This is a genomic window from Endozoicomonas sp. 8E (assembly GCF_032883915.1).
In the GTDB taxonomy this organism is placed as follows: Bacteria; Pseudomonadota; Gammaproteobacteria; order Pseudomonadales; family Endozoicomonadaceae; genus Endozoicomonas_A.
In genome coordinates this window covers 6,686,616-6,706,120 of record NZ_CP120717.1, presented here as the reverse complement: position 1 = coordinate 6,706,120, position 19,505 = coordinate 6,686,616, and the positions used below count along the sequence as shown (strand labels likewise).

Annotated in this window: 20 protein-coding genes and 1 riboswitch; of the genes, 15 read left to right on the top strand and 5 right to left on the bottom strand. The window is 48.7% G+C overall.

What is annotated here, in order from left to right; translation table 11 throughout:
* Window positions 1-6: 6 nt before the first annotated feature.
* Complete coding sequence (locus P6910_RS23860) at window positions 7-1,665, bottom strand: hypothetical protein (protein ID WP_317143731.1); 1,659 nt, start codon at window positions 1,663-1,665, stop codon at window positions 7-9.
* 172 nt (window positions 1,666-1,837) lie between these two features.
* Here P6910_RS23860 and P6910_RS23855 point away from each other — a divergent pair, with 172 nt between their 5' ends.
* The 3 genes from P6910_RS23855 to P6910_RS23845 all read left to right on the top strand — a co-directional run bounded on the left by P6910_RS23855 (window position 1,838) and on the right by P6910_RS23845 (window position 3,345).
* Window positions 1,838-2,218, top strand: coding sequence for a hypothetical protein (locus P6910_RS23855; protein WP_317143730.1), 381 nt, complete (start codon window positions 1,838-1,840; stop codon window positions 2,216-2,218).
* Window positions 2,211-2,654: a YbaN family protein gene (locus P6910_RS23850; RefSeq protein WP_317143729.1), complete on the top strand. Its 444-nt coding sequence runs from the start codon at window positions 2,211-2,213 to the stop codon at window positions 2,652-2,654. Before P6910_RS23855 ends, P6910_RS23850 begins: the two co-directional genes overlap by 8 nt.
* 127 nt (window positions 2,655-2,781) lie before the next feature.
* Window positions 2,782-3,345: a hypothetical protein gene (locus P6910_RS23845; protein WP_317143728.1), complete on the top strand. Its 564-nt coding sequence runs from the start codon at window positions 2,782-2,784 to the stop codon at window positions 3,343-3,345.
* A 139-nt stretch (window positions 3,346-3,484) separates the two neighbouring features.
* Here the strand turns inward: P6910_RS23845 and P6910_RS23840 are convergent, their stop codons facing one another.
* Together P6910_RS23840 and P6910_RS23835 are read right to left on the bottom strand one after the other, a co-directional pair.
* Window positions 3,485-4,648 (bottom strand): RNA-guided endonuclease TnpB family protein, encoded by a 1,164-nt coding sequence (locus tag P6910_RS23840; protein WP_317143727.1) that lies wholly within the window; start codon window positions 4,646-4,648, stop codon window positions 3,485-3,487.
* Window positions 4,626-5,240 carry an IS607 family transposase gene (locus tag P6910_RS23835; protein ID WP_317143726.1) on the bottom strand — a complete coding sequence of 205 codons (615 nt, stop codon included), beginning with the start codon at window positions 5,238-5,240 and terminating at the stop codon, window positions 4,626-4,628. The genes P6910_RS23840 and P6910_RS23835 overlap by 23 nt, the downstream gene beginning before the upstream one ends.
* 324 nt (window positions 5,241-5,564) lie before the next feature.
* On the opposite strand from P6910_RS23835, the gene rbsD reads away from it, so the two are divergent.
* From rbsD to tal, 7 genes are all read left to right on the top strand, one after another.
* Window positions 5,565-5,984: a D-ribose pyranase gene (gene rbsD / locus P6910_RS23830; RefSeq protein WP_317143725.1), complete on the top strand. Its 420-nt coding sequence runs from the start codon at window positions 5,565-5,567 to the stop codon at window positions 5,982-5,984.
* Between the two features lie 92 nt (window positions 5,985-6,076).
* Complete coding sequence (rbsA, locus tag P6910_RS23825) at window positions 6,077-7,585, top strand: ribose ABC transporter ATP-binding protein RbsA (protein ID WP_317143724.1); 1,509 nt, start codon at window positions 6,077-6,079, stop codon at window positions 7,583-7,585.
* A gap of 12 nt (window positions 7,586-7,597) precedes the next feature.
* Window positions 7,598-8,611: a ribose ABC transporter permease gene (gene rbsC / locus P6910_RS23820; protein ID WP_317143723.1), complete on the top strand. Its 1,014-nt coding sequence runs from the start codon at window positions 7,598-7,600 to the stop codon at window positions 8,609-8,611.
* A gap of 105 nt (window positions 8,612-8,716) precedes the next feature.
* Complete coding sequence (rbsB, locus tag P6910_RS23815) at window positions 8,717-9,637, top strand: ribose ABC transporter substrate-binding protein RbsB (RefSeq protein ID WP_317143722.1); 921 nt, start codon at window positions 8,717-8,719, stop codon at window positions 9,635-9,637.
* A gap of 62 nt (window positions 9,638-9,699) precedes the next feature.
* Complete coding sequence (rbsK, locus tag P6910_RS23810) at window positions 9,700-10,662, top strand: ribokinase (RefSeq protein WP_317143721.1); 963 nt, start codon at window positions 9,700-9,702, stop codon at window positions 10,660-10,662.
* Window positions 10,663-10,673: 11 nt separating this feature from the next.
* Window positions 10,674-11,711 carry a LacI family DNA-binding transcriptional regulator gene (locus tag P6910_RS23805; protein ID WP_317143720.1) on the top strand — a complete coding sequence of 346 codons (1,038 nt, stop codon included), beginning with the start codon at window positions 10,674-10,676 and terminating at the stop codon, window positions 11,709-11,711.
* A 94-nt stretch (window positions 11,712-11,805) separates the two neighbouring features.
* Window positions 11,806-12,756 carry a transaldolase gene (gene tal, locus P6910_RS23800; RefSeq protein ID WP_317143719.1) on the top strand — a complete coding sequence of 317 codons (951 nt, stop codon included), beginning with the start codon at window positions 11,806-11,808 and terminating at the stop codon, window positions 12,754-12,756.
* A 65-nt stretch (window positions 12,757-12,821) separates the two neighbouring features.
* Here the strand turns inward: tal and P6910_RS23795 are convergent, their stop codons facing one another.
* The gene (locus P6910_RS23795; RefSeq protein ID WP_317143718.1) at window positions 12,822-13,241 is read right to left on the bottom strand and encodes a hotdog fold thioesterase; all 420 of its coding nucleotides are present in this window, start codon (window positions 13,239-13,241) and stop codon (window positions 12,822-12,824) included.
* Window positions 13,242-13,326: 85 nt separating this feature from the next.
* Here P6910_RS23795 and P6910_RS23790 point away from each other — a divergent pair, with 85 nt between their 5' ends.
* Complete coding sequence (locus tag P6910_RS23790) at window positions 13,327-13,752, top strand: hypothetical protein (protein WP_317143717.1); 426 nt, start codon at window positions 13,327-13,329, stop codon at window positions 13,750-13,752.
* A 35-nt stretch (window positions 13,753-13,787) separates the two neighbouring features.
* Here P6910_RS23790 and P6910_RS23785 read toward each other — a convergent pair whose 3' ends face one another.
* Window positions 13,788-15,134: a PhoPQ-activated protein PqaA family protein gene (locus tag P6910_RS23785; RefSeq protein WP_317143716.1), complete on the bottom strand. Its 1,347-nt coding sequence runs from the start codon at window positions 15,132-15,134 to the stop codon at window positions 13,788-13,790.
* A 249-nt stretch (window positions 15,135-15,383) separates the two neighbouring features.
* Here P6910_RS23785 and P6910_RS23780 point away from each other — a divergent pair, with 249 nt between their 5' ends.
* From P6910_RS23780 to thiC, 4 genes are all read left to right on the top strand, one after another.
* Window positions 15,384-15,899 carry a GNAT family N-acetyltransferase gene (locus P6910_RS23780; RefSeq protein ID WP_317143715.1) on the top strand — a complete coding sequence of 172 codons (516 nt, stop codon included), beginning with the start codon at window positions 15,384-15,386 and terminating at the stop codon, window positions 15,897-15,899.
* Between the two features lie 97 nt (window positions 15,900-15,996).
* On the top strand, window positions 15,997-16,827 hold the full coding sequence (locus P6910_RS23775; protein WP_317143714.1) for a phosphodiesterase: 831 nt from the start codon (window positions 15,997-15,999) through the stop codon (window positions 16,825-16,827).
* Window positions 16,824-17,492 carry a phosphohydrolase gene (locus tag P6910_RS23770; protein ID WP_317143713.1) on the top strand — a complete coding sequence of 223 codons (669 nt, stop codon included), beginning with the start codon at window positions 16,824-16,826 and terminating at the stop codon, window positions 17,490-17,492. The genes P6910_RS23775 and P6910_RS23770 overlap by 4 nt, the downstream gene beginning before the upstream one ends.
* A 65-nt stretch (window positions 17,493-17,557) precedes the next feature.
* A riboswitch (TPP riboswitch) is annotated at window positions 17,558-17,662 on the top strand.
* A gap of 50 nt (window positions 17,663-17,712) precedes the next feature.
* A complete protein-coding gene (gene thiC / locus P6910_RS23765; RefSeq protein ID WP_317143712.1) occupies window positions 17,713-19,440 on the top strand; it encodes a phosphomethylpyrimidine synthase ThiC in 1,728 nt (575 codons plus the stop codon).
* The last annotated feature ends 65 nt before the right edge of the window (window positions 19,441-19,505 follow it).

Sequence of the window (19,505 nt, the reverse complement as noted above, 5' to 3'; positions counted from 1 at the left end):
GGCTTTCTACTCTAAAGGTGCTGTTAACATGAAGTCTTTCAGCCTTGATTCATGATCTCTCTGGAGCCTCGCCTTGGTATTACCGCTAACAAATTTCTTGCAGGCTTCTGATTCAAGATCCAGGCAGGCCGGAACCCTTTTTTGATATCTGGCGTGGTCTTCAGCCTTCAACCAAAGGCTCTGACCGGGCAGAAAACTGTACTCCAGGCTGTTGCGTGCAAACTCAACAATCTGGTCAAAGGGCAGGAGAATACTGTTGCCGGTTTGATCAGGGCTGAAGCTGTAGACGGCCTCTACAAACTGACTGGTCAAATCGACTTTCAGAATACCCGGATAGTCAGTAGCCAGCGTCACTACAATATTACTATTTACATAAACAGGAAAGGGGTGACCGCTGTTGGGCCCTTTACCGCTCAATCGCTGGTTACTGGTGAGTGGAATTTCAACAGCAATTTCATTATCCAGCATGGTTTTGAGCAGTTGGGCACTGCAGTTGGCGTATTCTTCGTTGCCGGAGCCAGACTGCTTCAGACAGTTCTGTGCCATGAGGCTTATTCCGTGGCCTACACGTTTGGGCTGAACGATCTGAATAGCATCCGCCATGGTGGTTCGATAGTAAAAATCCTCAACCGTGGCTTCGGCCAGTTCTCCTGCATTAAGGCTGATATGCTCTTTCACCAGAGGGTATTGTTTGTGGTTTTTCAGAAAACTCAGCATTTTCATATGACTGAGGTAATCATTCAGCGCCGTATTATTATTTTCAGATCCGCCTATGTTAATGCCCAGCACTTGAGGATCATTGCCGGAGAGACTCAATTGAGCCAGTTCAAAGGCAAAGATCATCTGGGCGTAAACCCGGGGCAGGGGATCGGTCCGGTGAACTTCCTGCAGAAACCGGACGGTAACAGAGCAGGCAGGGTGATAGGGACTGAGAGAGCACTTCAAATGGTCGTCAGAAGCTTTCAAGGCGTCAGCCACCGTTCTGGCAGCGGTCTTTAACTGGGTTTGAAAATCTGATTGGGAACTCAGCCTGGCACGAAAGTCTTCCAGACTTTGGGTGCTGTCAGGGTTCGGTTTGGGAAGATCGGTGATAAGGGAAAATAACTTATCAGGCCCGTTTGCTTCATCCCAGTAAATAGTTGATTCAATGTAGGAAAGCCCATCAACAAGGGCCCTTTTACGTAAATATGAAATGAAGTGGGCATCTATCCCATCGAACAGGGCCTTAACGGTGGGAAGGTAGCTGAAGGCAAGCTTGCTACGTACTTCGACAGGATCGTGACTGTCAGGAAGCGATAGCTGCCTGATCAGAGCTGCATGGTTTTCTCCATTATCGACGAACTCCTTCACGGACTGGGCGCAGCAGTCACACGGGGCCATGTGCTGGTTGTTGTATATGCAGAACCCACGTTCTATCGCAATATCAATGATTTCCTTGGGTTCGATGGCCCCCATAAGGTGATGGCGGAGATTACCGCCTTTTGGCAGTTGATTCATAAACGTCTGGAGTAGTGGACGATTGTTACGAATACTGTCCAGATAGTCACTGGTCCGCTGATGCCCCCTGGTTAACTCGGAAATCTCATGCTCAAAGGCTGAAAAACTGCTGTTGGCAGTTAGGATCAGCATCACCAGAGCGACTCGAACAATAACTTGGGAATGCATAATTGATCGATATTGAGTGCAGAGGATATCAGTATAGATATATTTTGGGTGATCATTCTAATCTGGGTTATTTCTGCTTTTAGTCGTATGTGCATCCTTTTCGTGATTAACCACCATGAAGCAGAGAAAAGAGTTACTATAGTCACGCAGTTAATCTTTAAAGGCTTTGCTTATGTCATCGAAAGCTCCTGCTCTACTCCTGCTGGCTCTGTTAGTGAGTGGTTGCTCTACGCTGGGCTGGAAAGTGGGGGATATGGCCAAGATCCAGTTTGATCTCAATGAGCTGAACAAGGAGGGCCTGCGTGGTACAGAGGACAGTTTGACAGCGGTGTCCTACGAATTCTGTATTCCGGACGATATCGAGTATGTTGATCAGGTTATGGCGATTGATCCAACGCTGGTTGTTTATCGGGTTTCGCCAGGAAAAATACAGTGTCGCTCAGGAGAGTATCTGGCCGTCGGTGACACCCATCAGCAGGATTACTATGAAGTTCTGAGAAAACTCACAGAGCTGGAGTATGTAAAGCGTATTCAGGAAGCGACATTTGAGTAAGTGTAAAGAGCCCCGTTTGACTGATCAGGTAACAAAAGAAAAAGGCAATCTTCTGGTCAGAAATCCATTGTTGCGACTCTTGTATCAGGGGTTGGCAGTACTTTGCATTGTTCTGGGCGTTATAGGTGCTCTGTTGCCTCTGATGCCAACGACGGTGTTTCTGTTGATGGCGTTGTGGCTCAGCGTTCGCTCTTCACCAAAATTGAATCAGTGGCTGTTAGGGCATCCCAGGTTCGGTCCGGTCCTGAAAGAGTACCTGCATGACAGGGCACTCTCACCCAAAATAGGGTATCGGGCTCTGGCATTATTATGGCTGGGCATAGGGGCTTCAGTCTGGCTGGTTTCCCAGGTTGTTCTGAAAATATTGCTTGGAGTGATTGCACTGGCGGTGAGCAGTTATCTGTGGGTACTGATGCGCAGATATCAAAAACAGTGAGTCAGCGTCACACTGATCTTTGTAATCATTCCACGGGTAAGAAGAAGGGAACAGGTCGTCTTGATATTCATTTTCCGATCCGGGCTCTGACTATAGTAAAGAAAAGGTATTAAGTCAGGGCATCATCATGGATTTGAGAAAACTTTTACTGGGCGTCGGCATTTTATTGATTCCGGTTACAGGGTACGCGAAGCCAATTTACAAATGTCAGGTAAATGGCGCTGTGGTTTTTACAGAAGAAAAATGTGACAGTAATGCCAAACCCGTTGAGCTTAAGGGGTTGGCAGCACCGCTTGAGCCATTTGATATGGATAAGCTGCGGGGAATGGACGAAAAGGTCCGCGCCCGGATGATCGAAGATCGTATTGCTTTGAGACAAAAGCGCATTCGGACCTACCGTAATCGCATGCAGAGCGAGCTGAAACAGCTTCAGGCCAAAATCAATAAAAAGACCCAACGGAACAAAAGCCAGTCCCGAAACAGTATTCAGGAAAAAGAGATCAATGCGCAATTGAAGTCTATTGCAGACAATGTTGAGCTGGACACTAAAGGAACCTTGCCTGATCAGATGAATGCGGTGGTAGCCCGTTATAAAACTCTGATTGAAGCGGAGCAGTTTCAAATTGAGCTGTTGCTGCAGGAACTCAGGGTTAACCAGATGATGCATCAGAACACCTCACGGAATCCATGAAGTTTCCTGTAAATTGACCTGCAAGCTCCTGAGGCGGGATTCACTATTTCTGATTTAGTGTGCTCAATTTAGCAAAAAGGTTGCTTAGGTATGTTCCGCTACTAAAAATCTGACATAATCTGTAATTATGTAGACTTATCTACGCCGTCCACATGGATGCACGACGAATCGTGTCTAACTCCACTCTTGCGTAGGGTTTAGTGTCGAGCTGTAACGTGTCTCGACCATAATTATCAAGGTTAAAACTCGCACTGTAATCCCTATCATGCAGAGTTTTACATTTTGGACACCGCCACTCACGATCAGACAAAGTAAGATTGTCATTTACGTAGTCGCAAGTATGAACCGCACACTTCTTCGAGCTGGGAAAGAATCGATCTGCAATCACAACCTGGCATCCTCTCAGCTCTGCCTTGTATTCAACCAGTTCTCTCAGCTTACCGAAACCTGCGTCACTGATTGCTCTTGCCAGTTTGCGGTTTTTTACCATGCCTTTGACATTCAGATTTTCGAGGGTGATTATTTTGAATCTTGACGTCAGATAATCACTTACCTCATGTAGTACGGCTGATCGCTGGTTACTTGTCCGGTAATGTAGTTTGGCAACCGCTCGCTTGGCTTTCACATAGCGGTTGCTTCCCTTTGTTTTGCGGCTTAACGCCCTCTGTTTCCTGTTAAGTCGTTTCAGAGAGCCTTTCAGTTTCTGATTAGCAGCAAAGGTTTTGCCATTCGAGCAAATAGCTAAATCTTTGATGCCAAAATCAACGCCTACAGACTCATTGCTTTGTGCTTTTGGGTCGTAATCCTGAGTGTCTACCAAAATAGAAGCGAAATACTTTCCGGCTCGCTTACTGATCGTCACCTGACAGGGTGTTCCTGTGAACCTCAGCTCTTGGCGCATCTTGATGCGGGTTTTCAGTTTCTCAATGCGAAGTGTTCTGTCATCAACATCGAACTTGGGTTTTTCTCTGAGAGAAAAACTGTCGTGTAGTCCTCGCTTCTTGAATCTTGGATAACCTGCTTTTTCTCCTTTCTTCACCCGACGAAAGAAGTGAGTAAAGGCGTCATGAAGATCGTCGATTGTGTTCCTGGTGACACGTTGGCTGACTTCGGCATACCAGGGAAACTCAAGCCTGAGTTCTTGGTATTTTTCATTGGCAGCCTTCTTTGACCATTTAACGCCTTCTTGATTGAAATGGGCTAACAGTTGATTGAACGCATGACGACGAGAACCACAAGCCCTATCAAGATAATCGGCTTGTTGTTTTGTCGGTCTGAGTTCAATCTTGTGAGCTAACAACATCTTGCAAAGTCTCAAGCATCTTTTTATGTTTCCTGCTTCGGCTGCCGTACAGTCTTGCGTTGAATACAGTGATTATTTCCAATACATCGTTGGCTAGCTCTTCCTCAAACGAAGGCTGATCGCCTTTATGTACAATGACTATTTCTATTCCCTGCAATTCACATAGGGAGAAAACCAATTCAGAACCGAACCTTAGCAGCCTGTCTTTATGTGAAATCACCAGTCGTTTAATCTGGCGTTTCATTATCAACTCAAGCAGCTGATTGAGTCCTTTTTTCCGGTAGTTCATGCCAGAGCCAAGATCACGTATAACCTGAGTTCGCCAACCTTTTGCAGAACAGTAGGCTTCCAGTAACTCTTGCTGCCTGTCTAAGTCTGGCTTTTGGTCGTGACTGGAGACTCTGCAATAGCAAAGCGTAGGCGCAGCTTCGTTACTTAAGCCCATCAATTCAGACACGTCGTAGTAACGAGTTCCGCCTTTGGTCTTTCTGGCAGGAAGCAGCTCACCTGTACTTTCCCATTTACGTAGTGTTACTGGGTCTGTACCAAGTAAACGAGCTGCCTCACCTATCTTCACTAATCTCTTATCCATGCTTGAGATTATATAAGATTATTTTATATTATAATAGATTTCTGCGAACTGTTTTTAACCCTTTTGACAGCCTTCATTTTCATGTCTGTTAATTTCTTGTCGAATCGGCATTTCCCATAGCCCCATTCGTGTTTTTATCTGTGCGGCTTTGTTTCTGATTGACCTATGTCAATTTTAATCCACAGTCGAATCGTTATAGTTGCGGCGAAAAAAACGTTTGCGCAAACGTTTTTCTGAACCTTAAAACTCAGCACTTAATGCGAACCTGATAGCCATGAGCTTTCTTTTGAAAAAGGCTCGCTGAAACAACCAACGGTGGCCAGTATGAAAAAGACCAGACTTCTCAACCCACAGCTTTCCGGGGCCATTGCCAGCCTGGGGCACGGGCAGGGGTTGACTGTCTGCGATTGCGGACTGCCCATTGGTGAAAGTGTCGAGCGAATTGATCTGGCTTTGACCCATGGTGTTCCGGGTTTTCTGGATACTCTGGATGTGGTGCTTTCTGAAACGGTCGTAGAAGAGATCATCATTGCCAAAGAGTTTATCCACGTCAGTCCGGAGTTGTATCAGCAATTCGCAGAGCGGATTCAACTTTTAGCAGAAGAACAGGGGGCTCCTGTCAAAGTCGTCCAGGTCAGCCATGAGTGTTTCAAGGCTCAGTCTGACCTCAGTAAGGCGGTGGTTCGTACCGGGGAACGCACACCCTATGCCAATGTCATTCTGAAATCTGGCGTTGCTTTTTAAAGCATCTGTAGCTGATTAAAAGCATGAACGTGAAATACCGTCGGTTTCATACTACTGAAAATGTCATTGTTAGCAGCTTTTAGGGGGATGAAGTGAGTACCCAGTCAAAATCTGAACCTGTTTTCCAGATGAAAGATGTCGTCAAGACATTTCCCGGTGTCCGGGCTCTGGATGGCGCCAGCCTGAATATTTACCCAGGCCGGGTAATGGCACTGTTGGGTGAAAACGGTGCTGGTAAATCGACTCTCATGAAGGTTATGACGGGTATCTACAGCCGTGATGAAGGCGAGCTGAAGTACCACGGGAATGATGTGGCTTTCAGGGGGCCCGGGGATTCCCGGGAACGCGGTGTCAGCATTATTCATCAGGAGCTGAACCTGATTCCTGAACTGTCTATTGCCGAGAATATTTTTCTGGGGCGTGAACCCATGGGTCGATTCGGCAGAATTGACTGGAAAACTGTGCGTGAGGAAGCACAGAAGCTGCTCGATATGCTCGATGTGCAGTTTGACCCTTCTACACCGGTGGGCAAGCTGAGTATTGGCGTTCAGCAAATGGTAGAAATTGCCAAGGCACTGTCGTTTTCATCACAGGTGATTGTGATGGACGAGCCGACAGATGCTCTGACCGATAAAGAGACTGAAAGTCTGTTTAAGGTGATTCGTCAGCTGCGTTCTGAAGGCAGGGGCATTGTTTATATTTCGCACCGTCTGCAGGAAATTTTCCAGATCTGTGATGATGCCACCATCATGAGAGATGGTCGTTTTATTGCTGAAACACCTGTATCACAGCTGACTGAGGACGACATCATCGAACAGATGGTAGGTCGTTCCCTTGAAGAACAGTATCCCCGTATTGAAGTAGAAGCCGGTGCCCTGACACTGGAGGTGGAAAACCTTTCTGCCCCCGGTGTTAAAGAAGTCAGTTTCCAGCTCAAAGAAGGTGAAATCCTCGGGATCTCAGGTCTGATGGGTGCTGGTCGTACCGAGCTGATGAAAGCCCTTTACGGTGCCAATGCCGCCGAGTCTGGCGAAATCCGGGTAGCGGGTGAAGCAAAACGCATTAAAACTCCGGCGGAAGGTTTGCAGGCAGGGATTGTGTACATCTCTGAAGACCGCAAAGGTGATGGTCTTGTTCTGGAGCTTTCGGTTTCTGAAAACATGAGCCTCTGCAGTCTGGAACAGTTCCAGAGTGTCAGCGGCAAGATTGATCGCAATCACGAGATGGACTCGGTTCAGCACTTTATTAAAGCCTTTAATATCAAAACGCCTACGGCTAAACAGCTGATCAAGAACCTCAGTGGCGGTAACCAGCAAAAAGTGGCTATCGCCAAAGGTTTGATGATCAATCCAAGAGTGCTGATCCTGGACGAGCCAACCCGTGGCGTCGATGTTGGCGCCAAGAAAGAAATCTACCAGCTTATCAATGAATTCAAGATCAAGGGCATGAGTATTTTACTGGTGTCGTCTGATATGCCAGAAGTTCTGGGCATGAGTGACCGGGTTCTGGTGATGCATGAAGGAAGCATTACCGGTGAATTTGATCGCCAGGAAGCCAGCCAGGAAAAATTGATGCGTTGTGCTGTCGGTAAAGCAGCGTAAAGAGGAAATATCATGACTGAAAAAACCTTACAGGCAGGTATACGAAGCCCTGAGCTTATAAAAAGTAGCGGTCGCAAATTCCGTATCAATAAAGAATTCCTGTTCGAATATAAATCTGTCATTGCCCTGCTGATCTTCATGGTAGCTGTCTCCATGATCAGTGACAGCTTCTTCAGTACCATCAATATGCTGAATATTCTGCGACAGACTTCTATTAACGCCATCATTGCGGTGGGTATGACCTTTGTCATCCTGACCAGTGGTATCGATCTGGCCGTCGGCTCCATTCTGGCACTGAGTGGTGCTCTGGCGGCAACTCTGATCGGCATGGACTTCAACATCATGCTGGTGGTGACCCTGACTCTCGCTGGAGGTGCTGCAATGGGAGCCATGAGTGGTTTGATTATTGCCAAGGGAAGGGTTCAGGCATTTATAGCAACACTGGCGACAATGACTTTGCTCCGTGGGGCCACTATGGTATTCACCGAAGGTCGACCCATCTCTGCAGGCAGCGGTGCTGCTTCTGATGCCTTCTCATTTATCGGTAGCGGCTATCTGTTTGGTATTCCCTTTCCGATTTACCTGATGGCGTTCACATTTTTGGCAGCGTGGTTCGTGTTAAATCACACACGACTGGGTCGTTACGTCTATGCTCTGGGTGGTAACGAATCTGCTACTCGTCTGTCCGGTATCAACGTCGATCGTATCAAGCTGGCTGTTTATTCCATTTCTGGCGGTCTCTCCGCTCTGGCAGGGTTGATTGTCACCAGTCGTCTGGCTTCGGCTCAGCCTACAGCGGGTAGCAGCTACGAGCTGGATGCAATTGCTGCGGTAGTGCTGGGTGGAACCAGTCTGACAGGTGGTAAAGGACGGATCACCGGTACTCTGGTTGGTGTGCTGATCATCGGCATCCTGAACAACGCCCTGAATCTGCTCAATGTTTCTTCCTACTACCAGCTGATTGCCAAGGCTCTCGTTATCCTTCTGGCTGTTTTGGTAGATACCCGTTCCTCCAAACAGTCTTGAGAAGAGGGCTACTTCCAGTTGTGGAAGTGGCCGTCTGTCTATATAAAGCTGGTTTAAACCGGCCAAACAATCGGAACCACGAGGTTGTTGTCCATGATCTTCTCCATGAAAAAAATACTGGCCGTTGCCCTGACCGCAGGGCTGGTCCTGACAGGCTGCAGCAAGCCTGAAGAAGGCACTACGGGTACTGAATCATCCGATGATTCCGATCAAAAATCGATGGCGCTGGTGGTGTCTACCCTGAACAACCCCTTCTTTGTCACCCTGAAAGAAGGGGTTGAGAAAAAAGCTCAGGAGTTGGGGTATGACCTGGTGATTCTGGATTCCCAGAATGATTCCGCCAGGGAAATGACCAACACTGAAGATCTGACGGTACGTGGTGTCGATGCCATTCTGCTGAACCCTGCTGATTCTGACGCTGCAGCCAACTCTGTCAGTGCTGCCAATCGTGCAAAAATTCCAGTAGTCACTCTGGATCGTGGAGCCAATGGTGGCGATTTGGTTTCTCATGTAGCTTCCGACAACGTTGCCGGTGGTGAAATGGCCGGTGAATTTATTGCCAGGAAGCTGGGCGGTGAAGGTCAGGTGATTCAGCTTGAAGGTGTTCCGGGCACTTCGGCTGCCCGTGAACGTGGTGAAGGTTTCATGAAAGCCATCAAGGGCACCAAGCTGGAGCTGGTGGCCAGTCAACCAGCAGATTTTGATCGTACCAAAGCTCTGAATGTTACCGAGAACCTGTTGCAGGCTCATCCCGATGTAAAAGCTATTTTTGCCCAGAACGATGAAATGGCGCTGGGTGCTCTAAAGGCAGTACAAGCTGCAAAAAAAGACGTCATCGTCGTCGGCTTTGACGGAACGGATGAAGGTATCAAGTCTGTTGAGGACGGTGGTCTGGCTGCCACTATTGCCCAGCAGGCATCCATGATAGGTGAAGTGGGTGTGGAAACCGCAGACAAGGCTATCAGGGGCGAAGAAGTGGAAGTCTATACGCCGGTTGAGCTGAAGCTGATTACAAAACAGCCCTGAGCTGACAATGAATATGACCAGGCCCCTGGTCTGGTCATTGTATTGGACACAGAGATAGGTTCATGACTAAACAGATTCTTGTTCTTGGCAGTGTGAATGCAGACCATGTGTTGAAAGTGGAGGCTTTTCCCCGTCCCGGTGAGACCGTCACCGGCAGTCGCTACGATGTTATTCCTGGTGGTAAGGGTGCCAATCAGGCCGTCGCCAGCGCCAGACTGGGTGGCAACACCCACTTTTTTGCCTGTGTAGGACAAGACGCTTTTGGCCGGGAGATTGTCGATAAGTTCGCAGAAGACGGTATCAATACTTCTCTGGTTGAACAGGTGGAAGGTGTGAATACCGGAGTCGCTTTGATTTTTGTGGATGGGTGTGCAGAAAATTGCATTGGTATTGCTGCTGAAGCTAATGCAGCATTAACCCCGGAGCGGGTTCGGGAGCAGAAAGCCGGGATCGCCGGATCAGACTACCTGCTCATGCAGTTGGAAACGCCAGAAGCCTCTATTCTTGAGGCCGCAAAACTGGCCCGGAGCAGTGGTGTTACTGTGGTTCTTAACCCGGCACCTGCACGTCCATTGTCTGATGAATTGTTGGCCAGGGTTGACATGATTACGCCTAATCAGACAGAAGCAGAACTGCTGACAGGTGTTGCTGTCCATGACCCGGAAAGTGCCTGTCAGGCTGCCTCAGTTCTGCATGAAAAGGGAATTTCTATGGTTGTTATCACTATGGGAAGAATGGGTGCCCTGATTTCCGATCAGAGAGGGGCTCGAATCGTTCCCGGTTTTGAAATATCAGCAACCGACACCACCGCTGCCGGCGATACTTTTAATGGTGCACTGCTGGTGAAGCTGGCTGAAGGAGCAGACATCGACAGTGCTGCACGTTTTGCCAATGCCGCAGCAGGCATTTCTGTGACTCGCCGCGGTGCGCAGACATCTATCCCGGAAAGGGATGAAACAGAACAGTTTCTGGCAGAGTACATTAGGCACTATCCAGAAGTACAACAGATTTTGATAGAACGGTAGAGAGCGAAGCTATGGCAACGATCAAGGATGTTGCAAAGCAGGCAGGAGTTTCCATCTCAACGGTCTCTCATGTTCTGAACGATACCCGGTTTGTCAGTGAAGATAAGGCATTCCGGGTCAGAAAAGCGGTTGAAGCACTGAACTATAAGCCCAGCGCTGTTGCCCGCAGTTTAAAAACGAATAAAACTTACACCATTGGCATGCTAACGGGTTCCAATGCCAACCCGTTTTTTGCCGAGGTGATTCACGGTGTCGAAGCCACCTGTTATGAGCGGGGTTATCATCTGGTTCTTTGTAACTCCGATAACAATCTGGATAAACAGGCATCTTATTTGCGAACCCTGGAAGAAAAGCGCATTGATGGTTTGTTGGTGATGTCCGCTCACAGTGATCCGGGATTTTTTGAAATGCTGCGTGAGCGTTGCCAGTGGCCTTTGGTTATCCTGGACTGTCAGGCTCCGGGACTGGAAGCCGATGTCATTATGGAAGATCCGGAGCAGGGCGGTTATGAGGCGACTCGTCACCTGCTGGATAATGGTCATCGCTCCATCGGCTGCATCAGCGGCCCTGCAACATTGTCGCCGAGCTCACAGAGATTGTCGGGCTATCAACGGGCATTGGAAGAGTCTGGAATACCGCTCGAGAATGGCTGGATTGTTGAAGGACGTTTGACAGCAGAAAGTGGTTTTGAAGCAGCCAATCATCTGCTAGACAATCTGGGTGATGGCCAGCAGCCACCATCAGCTCTGTTTGTTGGTAATGACCTGATGGCCATGGGAGTGATTTGTGCACTCCAGTCCCGGGGTTACAGGATTCCGGATGATATATCCGTGATAGGTTACGATGATATTGAACTTGCGTCGTATACATCGCCGCCTTTGACCACGATTCATCAGCCAAAGGCAGAGCTAGGCAGGCTGGCTGCGGATACGTTGATTACACGCATAGAGAACCCGGGCGGAAAGCCTGAGGTAAAGACGCTGCGTTCAACATTGGTTGAACGCCAGTCTGTAAAACAGCCCTGTATATCTGGATATTTAGACGGTTAAATGCAGATGCAGTCCTGAGTAGTCCCTGATGAACAGTTGTTGACTATTTTAAGGAAAATGATTGCCAAAATAAAAAATGAGGATCGAAAGTTCAATGAATCAGCTAGAGCAACTCAAGGGTATGACGAAAGTAGTGGCAGACACCGGTGATATCGAAGCCATTCGTCGATATCAGCCCGTGGATGCTACAACCAATCCATCCCTTATTCTGAAAGCGGCTGAGCTTCCTGCTTATGAGCCACTTTTTAATAGCGCTCTGGAGTACGGCAAATCCAAAACTGATGATAAAGTGGTGCAGGTCAGGCATGCCTGCGATTGGCTGGCAGTAGCGATTGGTAAAGAAGTTCAACAGGTCGTACCGGGTGTTGTCTCAACAGAAGTTGATGCTCGTTTATCCTTTGATAAGGATGCGACCATTGCCAAGGCTCGTGAGCTGGTCGCCCTCTACCGCGAGCAGGGCGCGGACCCTGAGCGTCTGCTCATCAAGATCGCTTCTACCTGGGAAGGCATTGAAGCTGCGAAGATTCTGGAGCGTGAAGGCATCCGTTGCAATTTGACTCTGTTGTTCAACTTTGCCCAGGCTCAGGCCTGTGCTGAAGCCGGAGTATTCCTGATTTCTCCGTTCGTTGGCCGTATCCTCGACTGGTACAAAAAAGCTGAAGGTCGTGACTTTGAATCGGCTGAGGATCCGGGCGTGGTTTCTGTGACCCGCATATACAACTACTACAAGCAGCATGGCTACAATACTGTGGTCATGGGTGCCAGCTTCCGAAACACAGGTGAGATTATTGAGCTGGCGGGTTGTGATTGTCTGACGATCGGCCCGGGTCTGCTGAATGATCTGGAGAAAACAGAAGCGACGGTTGTTCGGAAGCTGTCTTCGGAGAGCGCCACATCCAGTCATGAAAAAGTGGTACTGAACGAACAGGCCTTCCGCTGGGCAATGAACGAAGATGCGATGGCCACAGAAAAACTGGCCGAAGGCATTCGTAATTTTGCCAGAGATCAGGTGAAGTTGGAGAGCCTGATCAAGTCCCGACTGTGATTTTTTCCCAAAAAAACAAGACGTCAGTCCCTGAAGCAGATACAGAAACATCCGGTATCTGCCTTTTATCTGCTGACTGCGGCCATGGTAATTCTCGAAATACAGGTAAGCTGCCCTTGTTCATTTTCGATCCTGATGTCCCAGACTTGTGTGCTTCTGCCAATGTGAACGGCTCTGGCGGTGCCGGTCACCCGTCCCGAAGTGGCTGACTTGAGATGGTTCGCATTGATCTCAAGACCGACACAATATTGATCTTTTGCGCAACAGAGGTTGGCTGCAATGCTGCCAAGCGATTCAGCCAGAACCACCGAGGCGCCACCATGTAAAAAACCAAGGGGCTGTTTGGTTCTCTCGTCTACCGGCATGGTGCCGCGAATAAAGTTGTCGCCTATTTCGACTATATTAATACCCACATGGCTGCACATACTGTCTTCGCATTTCTGATTCACGCTTTCCGGAGTAGCTTGGGTTTTCCATATTGACATGGCAGGCACCTTTCATGTTATGTATGACACACCTTCTCACTCTTTAAGGTGTGGATGAATTGTCTGTTTCACAGGAGGAATTGCTATGAAACCCGGAGCATCTTTTTATTCAATGGACAATCATTCGTCAGCAGGGAGCCCGGTTATCTGTTTATGGCTGGTTTCCGTCCTGCTGCTATTTTGCTCAGTCGGAGTAGAAGCGGCTCCCAGTGAAGCACCCATGAATATGGAAGAAGCATATAGCCAGCTGGAGCAAAAACTCAATCTCACCAATGAACAAAAACCCAAGGTAAAAGTGATACTGAAGGACAGTAGGGAGAATCTGAAAAAAATTCGGGCCACCGACGAGAACCGTCTCACAAAAGCCAAGGCTCTGAGGGAAAACAGAGATGAAACCAATAAGAGACTGGCGACGGTACTGAACGATCAGCAGATGCAAACCTATCGAGAGTCACGCAAGGAGTTGCGGGATAAACTGAAACAGTACCGGGATATGAAAAAGTCTGAATAGCCTCCTGATGGGCTGTCCGGTTATCCTTTTTTGTCCTAAGGATAAACGTCAGGAGTCACCCGAACGCCTGATGTCAGGATCAGATCCGGATAAGGCGCATTGTCGAAGATCAGCTCAATGAAGAACGCAGTCCATCCATTCTCTGGCGTTGCAGGGCAAAACTGATAAGTCCAGGGCATTGAGACGACAGGTTCTATCCGGGTTGCCTGATAGCGAATACCTGCCTGTTGCAGTATATCTTTTCGGAAGTCTCTGGCCTCAGGGTTATGGCAAACCCAGGCTCGGGCTAATTTAGGTTCAAGGCTGGTTCTGATTTCCAGACCGCCTTCATCCAGCAGTTGCCAGTTCATGGCAGGCATATCCTGCTCCGAGATCAGCGCACCAAAGACAGAAGCCATGATTTCATCGGTGTTTACGTCACTGTCCCGGCCCAGGTAATGGCTGGCATTCGGTAAATACCTCAGCCAGGTTAATTCAGATAACTTCGGGTAATAAAATCGGGCAGAGTCCGGTGGAAAGAACTCATCGCAACTGGCGTTGACAATAAATGCAGGCACATGGAGCTGGCTTCTATAGACGAAGGGGTCGATATCATTGAGCAATTGCTGCATACCCTTGGATTCCAGGCTTGAAAGAATGTCATGATCACTGTCTGCATAATCGCTAATGGCGCTGGCAAAGCCGCCATAAACATTCAGATGATGATTCATGCAGGCTTGTACGTTCAATGTATCGATCACCATTGGAATAAGGGCCGTGACCCTCTGGTCAGCGGCTGCCGTCAACCATGAAATCCAGCCTCGTTTGGAAGCTCCGGCGATAATGAAGTCATCTATTCGGGAGCACTCTTTTTTACCGAAGTCTTCGCTGAACTCGCACAAAGCATCCATGGCCCGGATAACACTTTTCACCATGGGCCATTGAATGGGCATAAAACCATTGTGTTCAGGATCTTCCAGAAAGGCTTGCCAGGAAAAAGCAACAAGATCATCCTCCGACCTGGGAACACCATCCTCAAAGGTCAAAGGTTGGTTGGGAACATCTTTGAGAACGGCTACCGGGGTTTTGGTGAGTTGGCATAATCGTGCGCCATCGACATTATGTGAGGGAGTGAGTTCAAGGGAAGGATCGTGCCTTGATCCACCATTAATCATTAGCAGACAGGGACTCTCTGAACCTTCTTCAGGCCAGTAAAGTGTGAGGCGGTGTTGCCATTCCGGCTGACGGAGGCCAAACCGTATGCCTTCCTGCCAAGTCTGGGAAATCAGTTCTAAATGGCTAATGGAGACGGCTGGAAACTCTTCGCAATGAGAGGTTTCAAGGCAGCGCCAACTGAAGCTTTCATCTTTTCTATTCAGGTAGTCCAGAAATTCAGGATTCAATGCCAGACCTCATAGTTGCCCAGGTTCCTTTAAGTTTCATCGGCGGTTCTGGAGTGAATAAGAGCCGGGAGTCATTTTGTACTCAGTTTATCGTGTCTGGGAAAAAAACGTTCGATCTGGCGAACTTTTTTTATCAGTTCAGGGTCGAAGAAAGCGGTACTCTTTTATTTAATGGGTGCAGATTCTGGTTAAAGTGAAAAAATCGACTAAACCTTATCTTGCCTGGTGATGAAGTTTCTGGAGTCTCATGTGCTGATTGTTGCCGAAACACCCCGACTGATCCTGCGAACCTGGCAGGAAGCAGACTTGAAGCCGTACGCCGATATCATTGGAGCAGTTCACAAAGAACTGCATTACAGTACTCACTCCCCGGCCAACGAAGCAGAAACGGATCTCTGGCGTTTTCAGATCGAACTTGACCATAAAGGCTGGTCTCGTTGGGCAGTAGTACTGAAAGAGAGTAACAGGCTGATTGGCAACTGTGGATTTTCGGCATATGGCGATACCATAGAAATGAGCTGGCGATTCAGTCAGGAGTATCGCGGCCGTGGGCTGGTCATCGAAGCGGCTGAAGCTGTGACCGACCTGGGGTTCAAAAGATTGGGCTTCAAGGAAATCATCTCTTTTGCTTCACCCGAGAACGAATTTGCCATCGATGTGATTGAGTCGCTGGGCATGAGTCTGGCGGGTTATGAGGGCTGGTGTAATTTAACGGTTGCCCGGTTTTCTCTGAGTTCGGTAGAAGCTCTCAGCCATTCTCATTAGCCTGAATACACCATAGAAGTTGTAAACAAACTCCTACTAAAGCGATAGCTTTTCCGTGCGATCATTTAAGTTGAGAATAATGACGGGATTGCATTTTATGGCCTATCGATTTGTACACTTTTCTGATCCCCAGTTGGTTCCGGCGGGTATGTTGAATTACGACATTGACCCACAGGCAAGGCTGCAACACTGTGTCGATACACTTGTGCAGCAAGTGCCGGAATCCAGCGCCTGCATTATTACCGGTGACCTGACTCACTGGGGCGAGAAAGAGGCTTATAGAGCCTTGAAAGAAGAGTTGGACAGGTTGCCTTTTCCGGCTTATTGCCTGATGGGCAATCATGATCACAGGCAGAATTTTCTGGATGTTTTTCCGAGTCACCCAAGGCAGAAGGAAGGTTTTATCCAGTTTAAGCTCGAAACAGAAGGGGTCAACCTGATCTGTCTGGATACTCTGGATGACAGAAAGCGCAGTGGTTTTCTCTGTGAGCAAAGACTGGCATGGCTGAGACATGAACTGAAGGCATCAGGCAAACCGGTTTGTCTGTTTATGCACCATCCTCCTTTTGAAACGGGGTTGGCGAGCATGGACAGGGACAATCTGATCAACTCAGAAGCACTCTGGTCAGTGATCAAGCCCCATAAGGAACGGATCAGGCATTTGTTCCTGGGGCATTTGCACCGCTCTGTTGCAGGCAGTTGGCAGGGGATCAGCTTTTCATGCCCACCTTCACTGGTACACCAGACACCTTTTGATTTTGATAACCCCAAGCCAGACTCTGTTTCGCCAGAGCCTCCGGTTTATAATCTGGTGGATATTCACCCGGACAGAGTGGTTGTCCACACGCACAATTTTTTGCATGATTCCCCGACTATTAACAGCAGCACCTGTCAACGCTACCAAAGGCCTGTGGATCCTGAATCATGAACTTTAATGAGCCTGCACTTCTGAAAAGCTGGGAAGAACGTTTTGTCGAATACCTGCAAAACAGGGACTGCGATGATGCCTCTCACGACATTTCCCATTTTCAGCGGGTCTGGAAAACCGCTCAACAGTTGATGGATGAGGGGCATTTTGACATTAACCGGCTGGTGGTTCTTGCTGCCTGCTATTTTCACGACATTGTGGTGTTGCCAAAAAACCATCCGGAGCGCTCCAGGGCTTCCACCCTGGCGGCTGAAGAGACTGAAGTCTGCCTGAAATCTCTGGCCTTTCCAGAAGAGTTGACGGGTGCCGTGTGTCATGCAGTAAAAACGCACAGTTACTCCGCTAATATCACCCCTGAAACTCTGGAAGCTGAAGTGGTTCAGGATGCCGACAGGATGGAAGCATTGGGCGCGATTGGTATTGCCCGCTGTTTTTATACGGGTGGCAAGCTGGGCCAGAAACTCTTTGATCCTGACGATCCTATGGGGAAAAACAGGGCACTGAACGATCGTCAGTACTCACTGGACCATTTTGAAATCAAGCTTTTACAGATTCAGAAGACCATGAAAACAGAGCCCGGGCGTAAAATGGCCGCACGTCACAGTGACTTCTTGCAGACCTTCAGAACCCAGCTGTGTAAGGAGCTTTCAGGCGACTACAGCTGAATAAACCCTTGGTTTTTTTGTGCCTTTATACTATTAACCTTTTAGAAATCTACTTATACTTTCCGGCAATCTTGTCGGAGCGCCACAGGCTGAGACCGAATTGCTGTTTTTCGGAATCCGTAGAACCTGCTCAGGTTAACACCTGCGAAGGGAACAAGATGGCCTATCCGGCAAGCTATATCGAAACCGTCATGAACTCAACGTGAAGGATACTGAAACGATGGCTTGCGAGAAAAATGCGTCCGGTTTTGACCGGCAGTTGTTAATGGACGCCTGTCGCCCTTTTCCCAACTCCCAAAAAACCTATGTAACAGGCAGTCGCGAAGACATTCGTGTGGGTATGAGGGAAGTTCACCTGCACGATACCCCCGAACGTTTTGGTGGTGGCAAGAATGAACCGGTGCGTATTTATGATACTTCGGGCAGTTACACAGAGACCGGCGTTCCTCATGATTTGAATCAGGGTCTGCCTGGTTTGCGCTCACGGTGGATTGAAGAGAGAGCAGATACTGAGCTGCTCGACGATCGCTCCTCGGAATTTGCCCGCTCCCGTCAGTTCGACCTGCGTCTGCAAGAGATTCGTTTCAAAGCACTGAGAACGCCCCGCAGGGCCAGGGCTGGCCAGAATGTCTCCCAGCTGCATTATGCCAGGAAGGGGATAATCACTCCGGAAATGGAGTTTATTGCGATTCGTGAAAGTATGGGGCGCACTGACGGCTCTCATATCACCCCGGAGTTTGTCAGAAAGGAAGTCGCTGAAGGGCGCGCCATTATTCCCGCCAACATTAATCACCCTGAGTCCGAGCCCATGATTATCGGGCGTAACTTTCTGGTGAAGATCAATGCCAATATTGGCAACTCTGCGGTGACCTCTTCCATTGAAGAAGAAGTTGAAAAGATGCTCTGGTCGGTTCGCTGGGGTGGCGATACAGTGATGGACTTATCCACAGGCAAGAACATCCATGAAACCCGTGAGTGGATCATCAGGAACTCGCCCGTGCCTATTGGCACTGTGCCTATCTATCAGGCTCTGGAAAAGGTCAGGGGCAAAGTGAAAGACCTGAGCTGGGAAGTCATGAAAGACACCATTATTGAGCAGGCAGAGCAGGGTGTGGATTACATGACGATCCATGCCGGTGTCCTCAGGGAACATGTCGCTAAAACCAGAAACAGGGTGACAGGCATTGTTTCCCGGGGCGGAGGTATTCTGGGTCAGTGGGCAGAGATGCATGATGCCGAGAATTTCCTCTACGACAATTTTCGGGAGCTGTGTCAGATCTGTCAGGCGTATGATATCAGCCTGTCTCTGGGGGATGGATTGCGCCCCGGTTCTATCGCCGATGCCAACGATGAAGCACAGTTTGGCGAACTGAAAACCCTTGGGGAACTGACAAAGATTGCCTGGGAATACGATGTTCAGGTCATGATTGAAGGACCGGGCCATGTGCCCATGCACCTCATTAAGGAAAACATGGAGATGCAACTGGAGCATTGTCATGAAGCGCCTTTCTATACCCTTGGGCCTTTGACTACCGATGTGGCACCCGGCTATGACCATATTACTTCAGGCATTGGTGCTGCCATGATCGGCTGGTATGGCTGTGCCATGCTCTGTTATGTCACACCCAAAGAGCATCTGGGTCTGCCTGACAGAGATGATGTAAAAGCCGGTCTGATTGCTTATAAAATTGCCGCTCATGCTGCTGATTTGGCCAAAGGTCATCCCGCTGCCCAGGTTCGGGATAATGCCCTGTCCAAGGCGCGCTTCGAATTCCGCTGGCTGGATCAGTTTAACCTGGCTCTGGACCCTGATACGGCCAAAGCCTATCACGATGAGACATTACCTCAGGAAGGTGCGAAAGAGTCTGAGTTCTGCTCCATGTGCGGACCTGATTTCTGCCCTATGCGCATGACCCAGGACGTGCGTGAACTGGAAGAAACTGCCTGAAAATAAACTTCGGGAGTCAGTCCTCTGGCTGACTCCCTGTCACCTGTCGAATAAGTGACGTAACC